This window comes from Salegentibacter holothuriorum (assembly GCF_900168045.1).
Classification (GTDB): Bacteria; Bacteroidota; Bacteroidia; order Flavobacteriales; family Flavobacteriaceae; genus Salegentibacter; species Salegentibacter holothuriorum.
Map to the genome: position 1 here is coordinate 90853 of NZ_FUYY01000008.1, position 16524 is coordinate 107376.

The following is a 16524-nucleotide window of genomic DNA, read 5'->3' on the forward strand; positions in this document are numbered from 1 at the left end:
TTTCGTAAGCCTAGACTTTTTTGGCTTGTTTTATCCTGAGCGGAGTCGAAGGGTTTTTGGGCAATGCAAAAAAAAGTTGTCTTAGAATATCTAAAAAATTATAAAGAAGAAATTAAGGGCTTAGCGATAAACTTTTCCGCTTTTAATTTTTATTTCGCCTTTCTTTTCCAGGCCTTTCATAGCCCTAATTACGGTTTCTACCCTTAGTCCGGTTAGATCGGCTATTTGTTGGCGGGTGAGGTTTACTTTAAATTTAAAATCACCCTCAATGTGATGTACATATCGTTTTAGATAATCCAGAATCCTGATAATTCGGTGTTCGGGATCCTGACTCGAAATTTCAGAAACCATAATCGCTTTATAGAAAAGCCTTTTTGCTAGCGTTCGGGTAAGTTTTAGGTGGGTTTCGGGGTGTTTAGTGAGCAGTTCTAAAAAGTTGAGCTTTGGTAATTTTAAGACTTCTGAAGTTTTAATTGCCTCGGCATTTGCGGGATATTTTACATCGGCCAGTAAAGGCGGCTCGCCAAAACTTTCCCCATCTAAAAACAACCCCTGAATAAACTCTTTGCCATCGGCGTTATAATTGTTCATTTTAATCTTGCCAGAAATAATTTGGAAAAAATTAAGCGCAATTTCTCCTTCCCCAAAAAGCTGATCTCCTTTATGGTAAATTTCTTTTGAAGCTCCAAAATCCAACAAAATACTCTCTTTAATCATCTTATTTTTTTAAAGTTAACAACTTCGGAGCAAGCTCACGAAGCATTATTATTGGAAAATATAATTTAATATTTTCCATTTAATGCCTTCTGGACTTACCAACAGGTAATTTACTTTTTTCGCAAGTTAAATCCTAAAATCCATCCTACAGAAATAGGAATTAGTGCACTTACCAAAACCAGGATCAGGAAATAGTTGCTGAAAAACGGAAGTCCCAGCCAAAGTACCAGGCCTTTATAGAAAATAAGCATTTCAGAAATTAGAAACCCGCTGAGGTAAAGATAAAATGCATTTTTGGGAAGCCTGATCAATTTTAACCAATTTAAAAAACCGAATAAAACCAGGGAAACAAAACCAAGAAAAACCCAGTGTAAATAACCAATTACAAAATCCAGGTTTTCAAAGGCCAGGTCTGCAAAAAAGGGAATTGCTGTAAGGCTTTGCATAAAGATCTTCCCAAGCAATAAGATGCCTACGATCTTTAAAATTTGATAATTAAATGAATTCAATTCAGCTTTCAACTGATCTTTATTCCGCAGGATAAATGCGAAAAGTTGATAAAAAGCAATCAACAATAAAATGGTGCCAAGCCCTCCCAATACGTAGAAAATTGTGGGCGGATTGGTCCAATAAGTAGAAAGAAAGAAACTTAAGATCACGCCAGAGTTTAACAGGTAGAAAAACCGCTTAAACTCGCGGGAATTAAATGTCAATTTTAATTGTTGAAACAGGTAAAACGCAATTCCTATAATGGCTAATAAAAACCAGGCATTGTATTGAAAATGAAGATAAAAATAGATAGATAGTTTATACCAAATAGATGCCTTGCCAAGCGTGCTCATAATCGCACCCAAAGCCCAGGGCCCAATACTGGAAAAAACCATATACCATAAGGCGGCTTTTATAAGCTTAAAATATTGAGTCTGCCGGTGCTTTTCCGGTGTGTTTTTTAGAATATAAGCGGTAAAAAAATAGGAGCAAAATAAAAACAGCGTGGAAAAAATAATAGAAATTACCGCGTAGCCCTGGAAAGGGAAACTAAATAACATGCCCAGCAAACTAATATTGGTAGCCAGGAAAATGTACCGGTATCTTTTTGAAAGCTTTTTAGACTGAAAAAACAGTCGATAAATAATTGTGGTTAATGCAAGATAAACCCATCCTAACAAAGCGGTATGGGAATGAGCGTGAATAATATATTTATAATTTCCCGGAATGGGAGTTATATAAAAAAGCCGAAGTAAAATACCCAGGCCGGCTGCCAAAAAGAAATAGGTAAGGGCAATATATGTATGGTTCTTTATATCTAAACGAGACATTTTTGAATATAGTAAATTATCTCGTGACAAGCCAACGAGGCATTAAAGGTGAAGATTTTTTTAATTCCAGGCAATCCTCGGAGCATTAAATCTTGATTATCGAGTAAAAAGCAAATACCCCGAGAAATTCTAACTCGGGGTAGCTTCAACACAATTAAAAACAAACCTCTAAATAAAACTAAATTTCTCTTAGGTTTTGGGGATCCTAAAATGAAATCTCACTAACTGTTTAAACTGCGCTCAAGTTCAATTGCTTTGGGAAATAGAATATTATTTTCTAAATGTACATGATGGTGTAGATCGTTTTCAAACTCTTCCAGTTTAGAATAAAATGCTCTGTAAGTATTACAGGCCCAGTCCGGACAGGTATAATTATCGCTTAATTCTGAAATTTCCTTAAAAATCGCCCCGGCTTCATCGTGTTCAGCCTCCATCATTTCTATGGGGTTATCAATTTTACCAAAATGAGGTTGTGGTGCCGGGCTGCCTTCTTCCTGGGCTCTTACCATTTTTTTGATAAATGGAAATAGAATAAGTTCTTCTTTCTTTAGGTGGGCGCTTAATTCCTGGGCTACCTGGGTGAATAACTCTTGAATTTTATAAAGCTCTTTTCTCTCGCCGCCGTGTACCTTAGCCACTTTTGCCGCATATTGGATAAGAAGTGGAATATTTTCCTGAACATACTGGTGATGCACGTTTATAATATGATCGGTTAAGAAATCCAGTTTCCAGTTTCTATAATCATAAGCTGCGCTAACGGCCGAGTCTGTTTCCTGTAATTCTTTTTCAAGCAACTCTAAATTCACCTCTGCTTTTGCCGCAGCTTCAGATAAGCTAATGCTGCCGCCACAACAAAAATCTATGCCATGTTTCTTAAATAAATGAGCATTCTTAATATTTTCGGTAACGTAGTCGGCTACGGTTTTAACGGTTCCTGTATTCATAATAATAGCTTTAAGTTGAACAATATTTCATTACAAATATCTGCCTTGTCCTTCTGCTAATTTATGAGTCAGGTCATAATGGGAAAATTCGTAGCTATAACTTGAATTATTTTTAAAATTTTGTAAGCCTGGACGTCTTGGCTTGGTTTAACCTGAGCGCAGCCGAAGGGTTTTCATCAATGGAAAAATCAAAAATTTAAAACGTTAATCACCCAAACCATTCTTCTGTTTCTATTTCTTCAACCTCTTCAACCTGGTTAAGATCTAACCTGTTTATATTCTTTTTAGAACTTAAATACTTATTTACAATCCTATCGGAATAACTCGAATTTTGCTGCGGAATCAGGTAATCTTCAAATTGATCGGTATTAAAATCTTCTGAATTCTCTACATAGCCGTATCCTGCATACCGGCCTTTTTTCAGGTAAATAAAGGATTTTTCGGCTTTAGTTCTTCCTTTTTCCACCAGCAGGCAGGAATTTTCGTATTGCTGAATATAATCTACCGCTTTAGAAACCCGGTGGTTATATTCGTGCTGGTCTATTTCACCTTTACACATGCCGCTGCAGTCTTTAATTTTGTAATGACTGCAATGTTCCACCCCGGTTTGCAAGCCGCAATACCTGGGGCATAGCTCAAATTCCCGACAAATAAATTCCAGGAAATTAATGGCTTCTTCCCGGGTGTAAAACTTCATCCAGCTTACAGGCGAAACCTTATTTTTATGAATTACAAACTGCTCGATCCCTTTTTGATTGTGATAGGAGGTAAGCGTATAGGGCCGACTGACTTTCTTCTGTGCCTTATTGAATTCCGGGAAATATTTTAAAATTAAAGCAGATTCCCGCAAGAGGGCAAGCACTTCACTCCCGGTAAGCTCATAGTCTATGCTATACGTGGCCTGCATCATTTTATATTTACGGTTAGATTTTTCCTGGAAATGAGATTTTACCCTGCTCTTAATATTTTTTGCCTTGCCAATATAAATCGGGATGCCATCTTTATCCTTAAAGAAATACACTCCTGTTGCACTAGGCAATTTTTCGAAATCTGAATTTTTAAAATTAGGAGGCAGGTAAGAGGCCGCTGTTCTTTGATTAAGAAAATTGTTGAATACTTCATATTCGGGGTCTAAATCTAAACAACGTTGAAATAGCGTTACCGTAGCTTCACAATCGCCTTTGGCCCGGTGCCTGTCGTAATGCGGAATATTGATGGAAGTACAAATATTTCCAAGGCTATAAGAAAACAGCCCCGGAATAAGCTTTTTAGCCAGCCTCACTGTACATAGACGTTTTCGCTGAAAATTGATGTCTAAATTCCCAAACTCGGCTTTAATAATATTATAATCGAAATTTACATTGTGCGCCACGAACACACAGTCTTTGGTGATCTTTTGAATTTCTGGAGCTATCTCAGCGAATTTAGGCGCGTCAATAAGCATCTCATCATTAATATTGGTAAGTGTTTCAATGTATAGGGGAATCTCGGTCCCGGGATTTACCAGGGAAGTGTATTCGTCTATAACTTCGCCATTTTGAACCACCAGCACGCAAATTTCGGTAATTTTATTGCCTTTAATGCCGCCGCCCGTGGTTTCAATATCGGTTATCGCAAATTTGACATCTTTCATGCCGCCAAATTATAATTATTTCTGAAGCTTTAAAAGGAAAAAATACTAAATATTGGATTTATTCCTATTCAGCCTACGTCAAGCTGTCCCGAAGCTTCTGGATGTTTCAGTATTTTAAGTGGTCATCCTGAATTTATTTCAGGATCTAAGTTCTTCTATACACTTTTTTGCAGTCGAAAAAAAATTATCAGTAATTCCTACAAAATTTTAATCTTCTTCTTATATTGTTAAAAATTTAACAGCGATAGTTGTTCGTTAATAGCAGCTACCAGAACAGCCATCCCTACAGGCTGTTTGTTTATCAAAATCTCATATTTCTGAATTTTTTGGAGTAATAATATTTATTCCGGAAACTTTTAAAGATTAATCTTTAGGCAGTAACCGATAGTTTTTGTTCGAGAGATAATTGCTGTTTAAGAAATAGGGGATTGATTATATAACCAGATAGGACAAATTAAAAAAATAATAAATGACAGAAAATTACGAATGGATTTTTAGCGGAGTTGGTGCCACAGTTGTTGGAATAGCTTTAACATATATTTTAATAGAAAAAAGAAAAAAGAAAGAAAAAACTACTTCTAAAACTGCAACTAATACAGGAGGTATTACTATCAATAATAATGTTAATTCTCCTCTGATAAAAGAATCAGTAAAAGAATCTCCCGAAAACAAAAAAAACAGAATTAAAGAATCAACAAGGATATTATTCGTTGATGATAATCACACTGACTTTCAAATTGTTTCAATACTCAAAAGACAAGGTTGGAAAAATACAAAATCAATTAAGGATGTCATTAACCTTGATGATTCAAAAGTAAAAGAATCTGATATAATTTTTGTAGACATTAACGGGGTTGGAACTACGTTATTTAAAGATGAAGGGCTCGGTTTGGCATCTGCATTAAAAAATAAATATGCTGATAAAAAAATAATAATATATTCAGCAGACAATAAAGGTGATAGATTTCATAAAGCATTAAGAGAAGTTGATGGTTGTTTATCTAAAGATGCTGAACCTTTCCAGTTTAGTAATTTGATAGAAAATTTATTAAACGATTAATAATTATGAATCATTTTAAAATAACCGACATCAATGAAAATGACATATCCAATAATCTGAAAAGTGATTGTAACAATTGTTATAACTCTTGTGATACAAAAGGAAAATTGTTCTCTAAATGTCCTTTATATAAAGGCAATAGAAGGCAAGGGAAAATTGAAAACAAAAAAGGGATTACTTTTTTATGTTGCGAGAATACTAAAACAACAAAACTTTTTAGAGATAAATTAAATGCTCTATCCTATGCTTATTACGATTTAGTTATACCAAGAGAACAAATTATTAGTGAGGTAAAAAAAACAGAGCAAAAAAAAGTAAACCGTTTAGTACATAACTTAACATCTATAAATGCTCACAATATCCAAGAGATATATAATTTGATTCCTCAAGATATTCTTTCTTCGAATTGGAGAACTCAAATTGAATATATACAGAAAGAATTGGTTTCTAATAAAAAGAAAGCTTCAATGATGTTTTTGCGTATAGCTAAACACAATATTCATATGAAATCAGAATTTTCTATTTACAGAAAACTTGATAGAGATGATAATGCCGATTTAGAATTTATCAAATATCCGTTTAGAATAGTTCTTTTGAATGTATTACATACATTCTTTGGTGATTTCACATCTAAAAATATATATGTTGAAGTTTCAGATTTTTTTGGTAAAATATACATTGATTATGAAACGATTCAAGTAGCGTTGTATCATCTATTAGAAAATTCAGCAAAATATTCAAAGCCAGATACTAATATTCTTATTGATTTTACAGAAGATTATGACACTGTAACAATGTCCATTGCAATGATTAGTTTATTTATCCCCAGTAATGAAAGAGAAAGGATTTTTATTGAAGGTGTTTCTGGAAATTCAGCAAAAAAATTAGGGAAAAATGGTGATGGTATAGGAATGTGGAGAATAAAGCAAATGATTGAATTAAATAAAGGAGTATTCGAAATTATTTGTGGAGACGACTTTGAGACTTATAGAGGTGTTAATTTTGCGAAAAACATTTTTAATATCAAACTGAATAAAAACTTGCCCTAATAAGGTATATAGAAAATAGGTTTTAAGTGCTAAACTCAAATACTTGTACTTATTTATAAATGTCCGGCAAATTTTTAATTTGGTTTTTGAAATAGAAAAGTTTAACAAATATAAAAATTTGGCTCTGTTCTAAAACCGAGATTTATCGTATTTATATACGCTACTTTTCATACAAACCGTTGGTAGCAAGCTGATAATAATTTTTTATGCAAACAGAGAGATTTAACCGACTTCGAAAAGAGGCCTTAAAAAAAATTTTTGAAAAAAATAAAATTACTAAAGTTTGGAGGAAAATCGTTAAAAACCAGCTTCGTAGTTTAGATCTTAAAGATTTATATGATCACTATGATTTTAACTACAATATAGAAGATAGGGCCCTTGCTATTCGCAATGAAATTTTAAACGGTACTTATAAGGTTTCTCAACCACTGATATACCGAATAGAAAAAAAGTTCGGAGTTTGTAGACATATAGTTATTCCTCAACCTAATGATGCTGTAGTTCTACAAGTTTTGGTGGAAAATATTAATGATAAGATTTTAGAAAATCAACCTTCCAAAAATGCATTTTATTCAAGAGATAGACATAATACGGCATTCCCTCATGAGGTAGAGGAATATGGTTTTACTTGGAGACAGCAATGGAAACAGCTACAAAAGAAAATATATAATTTCCATGACCAGAAAGAATTGATTGTTGTTACTGATCTTTCCAATTATTACGACAGCATTGATTTAGAAGAACTAAGAAAAGTTTTTACAAGTTTTACCAAGATTGATGAAGTATTAATCGACCTTCTTTTTAGAATTATACAAGAAATTGCATGGAAGCCTGATTATTTACCCTACTCAAGAAGAGGTTTACCAACTGCAAATATTGAAGGAATAAGATTGCTTGCGCACTCATTTCTCTTCGAAGTGGATGAAGTAGTAAAACAAAAAACAGGAAATAGTTTCACTAGATGGATGGATGACATCGTTATGGGGGTTAATACAAAAAAAGAAGCGATAGAAACACTTAGTTCTGTTTCGGACATGCTAAAAACAAGAGGGTTAGCACTAAACTTGGCAAAAACCAGTATTTATTCAGAAGAAGAAGGTTATTATCATTTTCAAATTGAACAGAATAGGTATATAGACAACATTGAGAATACAGAAAAGACTGATTCCGATTATACTAAGATAAAGTCAGACTTACACAGAAAGTTTAAATCTCATTTTAAAGATCAAACACCCAAGTATTGGGATAAAATATCTAAAAGATATATAACTACTTACAGCAAGTTAGGATCAACTTCATTACTTAACATTCTTCCAGAAAAATATATTGATTACCCTGGATTGAGAAGCCATTTACTCATGTATTTGTCTAAAATTGGATACAGAAAAAAATCTGCAGAAGTGGCACTTGAAATAATTCAAAAAATTGATGTTTTTGACGATTTATCACTTTATCAGCTTTGCTTGTTAGTAACAAACTGGGAAATTCCATTGAATGAAGACTCAAAACAATTTTTAGACAAATTTGAAGGCATTCTAACAACGATATCCTTTAAAAGAAAGTTATCGTCCGACTTCTATTGCATTCTCTGGTTTAAAGCTAAGTATAACCATCCTGAGGATTTGTATAGGTTTATCAACAATTACAAAAACCTTTGGCAGACAGATGCTTACTTAAGAAGACAGGTAACAGCAATACTTGCGCGTTTATTTAACAATAATTCCAAAGTGGAGAAATTACTCTATAATCAAATTTCCTCAGGAATTACAAATACAGTCACATTAGCAAACCAAATATTCTATTTTTCAGAACTAGAGAAATTAGATAACAAATTAAATTTCTATTTGTTCCCAAAGAATATTCAACGTCCTTATCCTTTAGGGAAATTTCTAGTATTGGCATCTGTCTTAAATTCAGAAAAGATTCGAACCGATAAAGAGGTTCAGAAAAAAATAAAAGAAAACATTAGAGATCCTTATTATTTAAAATGGCTAGATTTTCAATATAATATTAACTAGCAGCCAGCTGCCAGCATCACCGCAAATAATGTGTGATTCCGAAAAAGTATAATTTTAGAAACCAGGAAAGAAAATGCTTAGTGTGGGCAGGTTTGCGTTGCTATTTTCGGAACTTAATAATAGAAAACCTTAGCAAAAGAATTAATAAATAACCTCTATGAAAAAGAACTTAAAAGGATTGACCGATGATGAGTTGCAAAAAGAATACAGGGATAAATCAATTATTTTCTCCATTTTCTTAGGTTTAATAATCGTAATGGTCATTTCCTCAATAATCACCCTTTTTATGAGTAGTATTATGGCTAATACATTTCTTCCTTTAGCATTTTTACCCTTATTGCTTATTTTTTGGAAGCAATTTAATAACGTAAAGAAAGAAATGAAATCCAGGAATATCATGAAAAATGGCTGAATCCTGTCTTAACTGTGGAAAGCCAGGAAAAGAAATTTTTTGCGGAAGTTGAGGTAAGAAAAAATATAAATTATGAGTAGAAAAAATAGAATGCCGATCCTTGAAAAAGAGGTTGTGGTGTGATATGTAAGAAACTTGAATAAAAAATTAAAAAATGAAATTAGCCAAAGTATGTGTTTATCTACTAAGCTTTGTTTTAATAAATAGCTGTTCCCTCAGCAAAGCTGCTAAACATCTTAAAGAAGGAGAAACAGAACAGGAAAACTACAAGGTTACGTTGCCTTTCGAGATTAAAAATGGGTTTATAATTATACCTGTAGAAATAGAAAATAAGAACTATAACTTTCTTTTAGACACAGGTTCTCCTACGCTGGTATCGAAAGAACTTGCTGCAAGTTTAAATTTAAAAGCTATTGATTCTGCAAAAGCAGGGGATGTTTATAATAATAAACTACAAAATAAATATACAAGACTGGAAAACGTTAAAATTGGAAATATAGATTTTACCGGAACAACAGCTTTAATAAATGATTTTAACTCTGTATCAGTATGGTCTTCTTTAAATATTCATGGGTTTATAGGAGCTAATTTAATGCAACATGCTATTTGGGATATCGATTTTAGAAAAAAACAAATTACTATAACTGATAACGAATCAACATTAGATATACCTGAAGATGTAATTGAAAACAAATTGTTTATTGGTGTGGCAGGAATACCTGCTATTGCTTGTAAAATAAACGGAAAGAAAGTCTGGAATTTCACTGTTGATTTAGGCTATAATGGAGGTATTGTCGTACCCTTTTCTGAATTTAAAAAGCAAACAGAAAATGGTAAAATTTTAGATTTTAAAAAATCTAATACAAAGGGTGTTACTGGAATTTATGGAGAACAAAACACAACCAGAGAATCTTATATCGGAATCATTGATGAAATAGAATTCGGAAATTTAATTTTACAAAATGTAAAAGTGTATTCAGAGCAATATTTAGAAAAGAGGTTTGGTTCAGATTTTTTTAAAGATTATCGCGTTATTCTAAATTGGAATAGTAAAAAAATAAAGATGATAGAAAATAAAGAAATCACTAATTCATAGTAAACGGCCTACGCACAACAAGTCGGTTCATCGCCAATAAGCGGTAGCGTTATTAAGAATATAATTAACTTGACCAACAAACCAATACTAAGCTGGCAAATTCGCGTTCCCTACTTCGCCAACTTGTGTTATAAGAGGCTGTGTAAGGCCTATTTAAAGCGGTTTTATAAGAAGTAAGTTCTCGATACGATTTTTAATGCTACCGCTTTAAAAAAATCACTCGAATTGACGGTTAGAACAAACTCAAAACCCGCTTATTTGGCCTTAATTATATCTTACCAATCCCGGTGGGCTTTTAGGGATACCTAATAACCTTCAACAGCGTCAACTTTGAGTTTCATAAAAAACTAAATTCTTATTTCAAACCAGATTTCCGCTATTTAAACCGCTAGCCCTTTCGTTTTATACAAACAGAAAATAGCGCAATGACTTAAAAACGTGAAGACTAGAAGATAATTTTATATAGACAGACTGGTCTGTTTTTTAAAAATTTCCTTATCTTTATAGTATGGGACGTTCAAAAGTAAGAGATAGAATTGTAGAAACAGCATCTAAGCTGTTTTATAAAAACGGCTATAATTCAACAGGCGTGAACGAGATTATTTCAGAATCCGGTATTGCTAAGGCAACGCTATACAATCATTTTAAATCTAAAGATGATATATGTATAGCCTTTCTTGACTTTAAACATGCTGCTTTTATGGAAGACATAGAAGCTTTTACCAAAGACAGGAATGAAGGTGTAGACCAAATATTGGCATTATTTGATTACCTGCAACTTTTCTTTCAGGACAGTGAGTTTAATGGGTGTTGGGGTATTAAAACAGTTGCTGAAATACCACAAAACAACCAAAAAATTAGAACGGTATTGCAGGGACAAAAAAGAGAGTTCCTTGATTTAATAATCGCATTGGTTACAAAAAATTTGAAAATTGATCATCAGGAAGAAATTAAAACCACCGCAAGACGTATTTATTTATTATATGAAAGTGCGGTTGTAGAAAGTCATTTGCATCAAAACGATTGGCCAATCAAAGAAGCAAAGGAAGTATGTTCACAAATTATAATATAAAGAACATGCTTATTAACAGGAAAACTTACCTGTGTATTTTATTAACCATTAAATTCTTATAAAATGAGTAAATCAATTTTTTATCACGCGGGATGTCCGGTATGTGTTAGTGCAGAACAAGACATCGTTAATTTAGTTGGAGCCGAAAATGTGGAAGTTGTTCACATAGGCGAGGATAGATCAAGGATAGCTGAAGCTGAAAAAGCAGGTGTTAAATCTGTACCGGCTTTAGTGACGCCAAACGGAAATACTTTGCACATCAACTTTGGTGCATCTATGGAGGATGTAAAAGGCTAGTAGTTTCTTTAATGATGGAGCTTAGGATTTCGCTTAGAAGCGAAATCCTAAGCTTTTTACCATTTAAAATTATAAAAGTGAATCTCTCATTGCATTAGTCTTTTCTATAGGGCTAAGAATACAATAATAAAAGAGATTAAGGTAAAAGTGGCAGTTTGGGAGATTTTTAGGGAGGCAAGTTCTGGATACTATTCTCTAAAGCTACCCTTTTAAAAAAACCATCGAACTGACGGTTCAAACAAACTCAACCCTCATTTATTCAGCTTCCATTATATTTTTTCCAGTCCTAGCCGGCTTTTTTTGGTTACGCTAATAATCTTGCGTGGCGTTTACTAAAGTTATCACCGCTTCGTATACCGGGATATTTTTCAAAACTTTCCTTTAGTTTATTTGGCAGAACAATCAAAAACCTCGGGGCAAGCGCACGAGGTATGAATTGGAAAAAAACTTTTTGAAATTTCGAGGCAAGCCTCGGGGAATTAAACCCTCTGGAGGGATTAAAATAATTAAAATCATAGGGCTTTAGCCGGGGAGGAGTAACCTTAAGTCTCACGGCAAAATTAAGTGCTGCTGATCTGCCATTACTACGGCAATTTAAAAATAAAGCTACCAGTTTCTCCTGGGAGTAAATGAAGACAATCGCCCACCATTTATATAAAGAATAGTCTTAAAAATGTCTATGAGAATAAGTGAAAGGATAAATAATTTATAATTTCAACTACCGCATTTGGTTTTCGTAGAGATCAATCCACTCCTGAACGCTCATTTTTGAAACCAGAACTCCAATTAAATCAAAGGGTATCTTTGCTGGGCTTTTAAACCTGATGCAGCTTTTTCCCATATCCAGTTTGTTGAGTGGTAATTTTGCATATTCCGTTTTAAACCATTTTAGCAGATCTGGATTGGCATATAAACCCATATGATAAAGCGCAATAAAATTCTTTTGCGCGGCAATATTTAAAAAAGGTAAAGGTAATTTGGGATTGGTGTGGTATCCGCTGGGGTAGATGCTGTGAGGAACTACATAGCCAATCATTCCGTAGCTTAAAGTTTCGGTAAAACCCTGGGGAATGTTTTTCCTAATTATTTCACGAAGCTTAATGATGCCCGGTCTTTTATCTTCCGGAACTTTCGCTATATAGTCTTCAACAGAATCAGCTTTGAGTTTCATGAAAAGTATATTTTCATTCCAATTCTTTTAAAATCAATACCGGTACTTTTGGATTAAAATCTATGTCTTCCTTAAACCGCTGGGAAAAAAGTTTACTAAAAAAGCCCTGCCTGCGTTTATAAAGTGCCAGAAAATTACTTTCCCTGCTTTCAATAAATAGATGAATACCGGTAGTAACGGTAGTTTGCGTGAGTTTATGGAAACTAAAATCTACTTCGGTAAAATAGGTTTTTAGGGCTTCTTTGTTTTGCTCCTGGTCTTTGCTAAGCGGTTTCCCATCGCTATCAATATACAAGATCCTGATGCTTGCCTTTAAACTAATAGCCATTTCAATAAGTGGGGCTACCTCTTTATTTTTAAACGGAAATTTATAATTGGTTGGAAAAACAATTTCCCGGTTTGTTTCCGGCAAACTTTGCATTTGCTCGGGCAGGATCAAAAAAGGACAATCTTCTACTTTTTGAATTACTTCTGAAATCTCATTTTCAAAAGCAGCATTTATCGAAACATTTTCGCCCCTGGAAACCATTAAAATAAGATCTATTTTATGGGTATCTACAGTTTCCTGAATGGCATCAGCAAGCTCTTTATTGCGGGAAATAGTTTCAAAAGTATGCTTCTCGTTTTCCTTTCTAAAATTTAAGCCTTGCATAATCTTCTGTAGCCCCGCTTCAGATTCGGCCTTTGCCGTGTCCAGGTCGGCGTTATTATTTCTGCCAAGTGATATTCTGGAAGGCACTTTATAGGCATTCAGAATATAAAAAGTGCAGGGAACGCCTTTATAAAGATTTAAAGCATACACGAGCGTATTCCACGCATGTTTGGTAAAGTTGGAAGGAATAAGAATTTTCTTCGCCATAAATTAAAATGAATTAGATAAGCAATACCTGTAAATATACTAAAACTAATTTCCCGAAATTTCTATTTTACTGCGGAAAAAGGTAGAAAAACCAAGTTCTCTGAGGAGACGTCATTCTGAACTAGTTTCAGAGCCTGCTCCGAAATTTATTCGGAGATCTAACATGTTTTAATTACTAACAACCTAGATTCTGAAATAAATTCAGAATGACGTATGTTTTTCAAACAACCTCACTTGAACAATATTTTTACAACGAATGAGCCGCGAAATCAATTTACTCGATAATCGAGATTAAATGCTCCGAGGCTTGCCTCGAAATCAAATTATATTTTCCAATAATAATGCTTCGTGAGCTTGCTCCGAAGTTGTTTACTCCTGGCTCATCTCGGTAAAATATTTATAAAACCATGGGATGGTTTCTATGCCTTTTAAATAGTTCCAAACTCCAAAATGTTCGTTAGGGGAGTGGATGGCATCGGTATCAAACCCAAAGCCCATTAAAATAATCTTGCTTTTTAGTTCTTTTTCAAAAAGGGAAACTATAGGAATACTCCCACCACTACGCTGCGGAATTGGGGTTTTTCCAAAAGAGGCTTCATAAGCTTTGCTCGCTGCCTTATAACCAATATTATCTATTGGGGTCACATATCCCTGTCCACCGTGATGAGGTTTTACTTCAACGGTAACCGAATCTGGGGCAATACTTTCAAAATGTTTTTTAAAGAGTTGGGTGATCTCTTTCCAATCCTGGTTTGGAACCAAACGCATAGATATTTTTGCAAAAGCCTTTGACGGAAGTACCGTTTTGGCACCTTCCCCAATATAACCGCCCCACATGCCGTTTACGTCTAAGGTTGGGCGAATAGAAGCTCTTTCTAAAGTAGAATAACCTGCCTCTCCGTGAACATCTTTAATAGCAATTTTTTTCTTGTAAGCTTCTTCATCGTAAGGCGCTTCGGCCATTTTCGCACGTTCTTCTTTGCTCAATTCTTCAACCTTATCATAAAAACCGGGAACAGTGATATGATTGTTTTCATCGGTTAAAGAAGAAATCATTTGATTAAGAATATTAATAGGGTTTGCTACGGCGCCACCATATAAACCAGAATGCAGGTCTCTATTTGGCCCGGTAACTTCCACTTCCACATAGGAGAGTCCGCGAAGTCCCGTAGTGATAGACGGCGTGTCTTTAGCTATCATTCCAGTGTCTGAAATAAGGATCACATCGTTGGCAAGTTTCTCTATGTTGTTTTCTATAAACCAACCTAAATGTTCACTACCCACTTCTTCTTCTCCTTCAATCATAAACTTCACGTTACAGGGGAGCTCATTGTTTTTGGTCATATACTCCAGCGCTTTTACGTGCATAAACATCTGGCCTTTATCGTCACAGGCACCGCGGGCAAAAATTGCACCTTCGGGATGAATTTCGGTTTCCTTGATCACGGGTTCAAAAGGAGGGGAGTTCCAGAGGTCTAAAGGGTCTGGTGGTTGTACATCATAATGGCCATAAACCAGAACGGTAGGAAGGTTTTTATCAATTATTCGCTCTCCATAAACCACAGGATGACCCGGGGTTTCGCAAATTTCGGCAGAATCACAGCCGGCTTCCAATAAATTTTTCTTCACCGCTTCTGCGGTTTTTATCATGGAATCCTTGTAATTCGAGTCGGCGCTTATCGATGGAATTTTCAGTAAATCAATGAGTTCGCTAAGGAATCTATCTTTATTTTCCTCAACATATTTTTTAATATCGGTCATACTTAAAATTTTAACTGAGATAAAGGTAAAAAAAATATTTCCAGACTATTTGTGAATTGAAACATTTATGTATATTTGCAACCGCTTAGTTAAAGCAACACATATTGAAATGCGGGCGTGGTGGAATTGGTAGACACGCTAGACTTAGGATCTAGTGCCTTACGGTGTGAGAGTTCGAGTCTCTCCGCCCGCACAAAGGGATAAGCCGACTTGAAAGAGTCGGCTTTTTTGTTTTGGTACAACATAGGTAACACATTAATTGAATTTTTATGATTTGGTGAATTTTAGGTTCAATTAATATTAAAAACTTAGGGAAACATTGAATTTCTTCCAGAATATATGATTGAGATGTTTATGAAGTATCGAGTTAAGCCCCAAGTTTCCCAAATGCTTTATTACTAGTCCATTAAGAATTTAAAGCCAGTGGTGATGGTACTTGAGTTAAAAGAGGTAACTCCATCATAAAGGATAGAATTTTAAATATGGATTTTTAAGTCCAAATTTCCAGATATGTGCTTTGGTAAAAATATCTGGGTAGATATCCCAAATCCAAACTGATTTCCCTCTGTATTCTGATGAGTCATAATTAGATATGTAAAATTCATTTGTGGATAAAGCAGTTTCATATAGGCTGTTTTAAAGTATTTTTGGCATAACTTCAACTTCTCATCTTTTAATAGTTAAGGACGCAATTCTAATTCCTTAAGCTTTCCCTTTTATTTTTGTCTTGGAAGTAATTTATTTCAATTAAAAATTTCATTTAAAATTTTTAATCCTCTATGTAATACTTAGTTTGATATAAAAATTTATTGCATATCCGTAATTATTCCAATATTAAGGAATTTATCCTATATTAGATGAGTTGTAATAATTCAAGTTATGGATATTTTTTCATTCACAGTACATTTCACAGATGAAGAGAGTTGTCGTTTACATTATAAAGCACAACGCGATAAGGAAGGTGTCACCTGCAATAGATGTGGCGGCACATCACATTATTGGCTCAAAAACAAGTGGGCCTACCAGTGTAAATCCTGTGAGGCACGACAGACCTTGCGTAGCGGAACTATAATGGAAAACTCAAATCTATCTTTTTTGATTTGGTATAAAACTATT

Annotated in this window: 15 protein-coding genes and 1 tRNA gene; 9 read left to right on the top strand and 7 right to left on the bottom strand. The window is 34.2% G+C overall.

Features of this window, described 5'->3' with window-relative positions; genetic code table 11:
• Positions 1-120: 120 nt before the first annotated feature.
• The 4 genes from B5X51_RS14540 to B5X51_RS14555 all read right to left on the bottom strand — a co-directional run bounded on the left by B5X51_RS14540 (position 121) and on the right by B5X51_RS14555 (position 4613).
• On the bottom strand, positions 121-717 hold the full coding sequence (locus B5X51_RS14540; protein WP_079721923.1) for a Crp/Fnr family transcriptional regulator: 597 nt from the start codon (positions 715-717) through the stop codon (positions 121-123).
• Positions 718-827: 110 nt separating this feature from the next.
• Positions 828-2036, bottom strand: a complete 1209-nt coding sequence (locus B5X51_RS14545) for a hypothetical protein (RefSeq protein WP_079721924.1) — start codon at positions 2034-2036, stop codon at positions 828-830.
• Between the two features lie 221 nt (positions 2037-2257).
• On the bottom strand, positions 2258-2980 hold the full coding sequence (gene ric / locus B5X51_RS14550) for an iron-sulfur cluster repair di-iron protein (protein ID WP_079721925.1): 723 nt from the start codon (positions 2978-2980) through the stop codon (positions 2258-2260).
• Between the two features lie 208 nt (positions 2981-3188).
• Positions 3189-4613, bottom strand: coding sequence for an exonuclease domain-containing protein (locus B5X51_RS14555; RefSeq protein ID WP_079721926.1), 1425 nt, complete (start codon positions 4611-4613; stop codon positions 3189-3191).
• 469 nt (positions 4614-5082) lie between these two features.
• Here B5X51_RS14555 and B5X51_RS14560 point away from each other — a divergent pair, with 469 nt between their 5' ends.
• From B5X51_RS14560 to B5X51_RS14590, 7 genes are all read left to right on the top strand, one after another.
• Entirely contained in the window at positions 5083-5673 is a 591-nt protein-coding gene (locus B5X51_RS14560; RefSeq protein ID WP_079721927.1) for a response regulator, read from the top strand.
• Between the two features lie 5 nt (positions 5674-5678).
• Positions 5679-6722, top strand: a complete 1044-nt coding sequence (locus B5X51_RS14565; protein ID WP_079721928.1) for a histidine kinase — start codon at positions 5679-5681, stop codon at positions 6720-6722.
• Positions 6723-6928: 206 nt separating this feature from the next.
• Positions 6929-8740, top strand: a complete 1812-nt coding sequence (locus B5X51_RS14570) for an RNA-directed DNA polymerase (protein ID WP_079721929.1) — start codon at positions 6929-6931, stop codon at positions 8738-8740.
• 157 nt (positions 8741-8897) lie between these two features.
• A complete protein-coding gene (locus tag B5X51_RS14575) occupies positions 8898-9152 on the top strand; it encodes a hypothetical protein (protein WP_079721930.1) in 255 nt (84 codons plus the stop codon).
• Positions 9153-9306: 154 nt separating this feature from the next.
• Positions 9307-10248, top strand: coding sequence for a retropepsin-like aspartic protease (locus B5X51_RS14580; protein ID WP_079721931.1), 942 nt, complete (start codon positions 9307-9309; stop codon positions 10246-10248).
• A 508-nt stretch (positions 10249-10756) separates the two neighbouring features.
• Positions 10757-11320, top strand: a complete 564-nt coding sequence (locus B5X51_RS14585; RefSeq protein ID WP_079721932.1) for a TetR/AcrR family transcriptional regulator — start codon at positions 10757-10759, stop codon at positions 11318-11320.
• Positions 11321-11383: 63 nt separating this feature from the next.
• Positions 11384-11617 carry a thioredoxin family protein gene (locus B5X51_RS14590; RefSeq protein ID WP_079721933.1) on the top strand — a complete coding sequence of 78 codons (234 nt, stop codon included), beginning with the start codon at positions 11384-11386 and terminating at the stop codon, positions 11615-11617.
• A gap of 718 nt (positions 11618-12335) precedes the next feature.
• On the opposite strand, the gene B5X51_RS14595 is transcribed toward B5X51_RS14590, so the two are convergent.
• From B5X51_RS14595 to B5X51_RS14605, 3 genes are all read right to left on the bottom strand, one after another.
• On the bottom strand, positions 12336-12788 hold the full coding sequence (locus tag B5X51_RS14595) for a DUF1801 domain-containing protein (protein WP_079721934.1): 453 nt from the start codon (positions 12786-12788) through the stop codon (positions 12336-12338).
• 13 nt (positions 12789-12801) lie between these two features.
• A complete protein-coding gene (locus B5X51_RS14600; protein ID WP_079721935.1) occupies positions 12802-13647 on the bottom strand; it encodes a universal stress protein in 846 nt (281 codons plus the stop codon).
• A 369-nt stretch (positions 13648-14016) separates the two neighbouring features.
• Complete coding sequence (locus B5X51_RS14605) at positions 14017-15408, bottom strand: dipeptidase (RefSeq protein ID WP_079721936.1); 1392 nt, start codon at positions 15406-15408, stop codon at positions 14017-14019.
• Between the two features lie 111 nt (positions 15409-15519).
• Here B5X51_RS14605 and B5X51_RS14610 point away from each other — a divergent pair.
• Both B5X51_RS14610 and B5X51_RS14615 read left to right on the top strand, forming a co-directional pair.
• Positions 15520-15601: transfer RNA gene (locus B5X51_RS14610), tRNA-Leu, on the top strand.
• Between the two features lie 686 nt (positions 15602-16287).
• Positions 16288-16524: transposase (locus B5X51_RS14615; RefSeq protein ID WP_139374903.1), on the top strand; the 237-nt coding region annotated here is incomplete at its 3' end.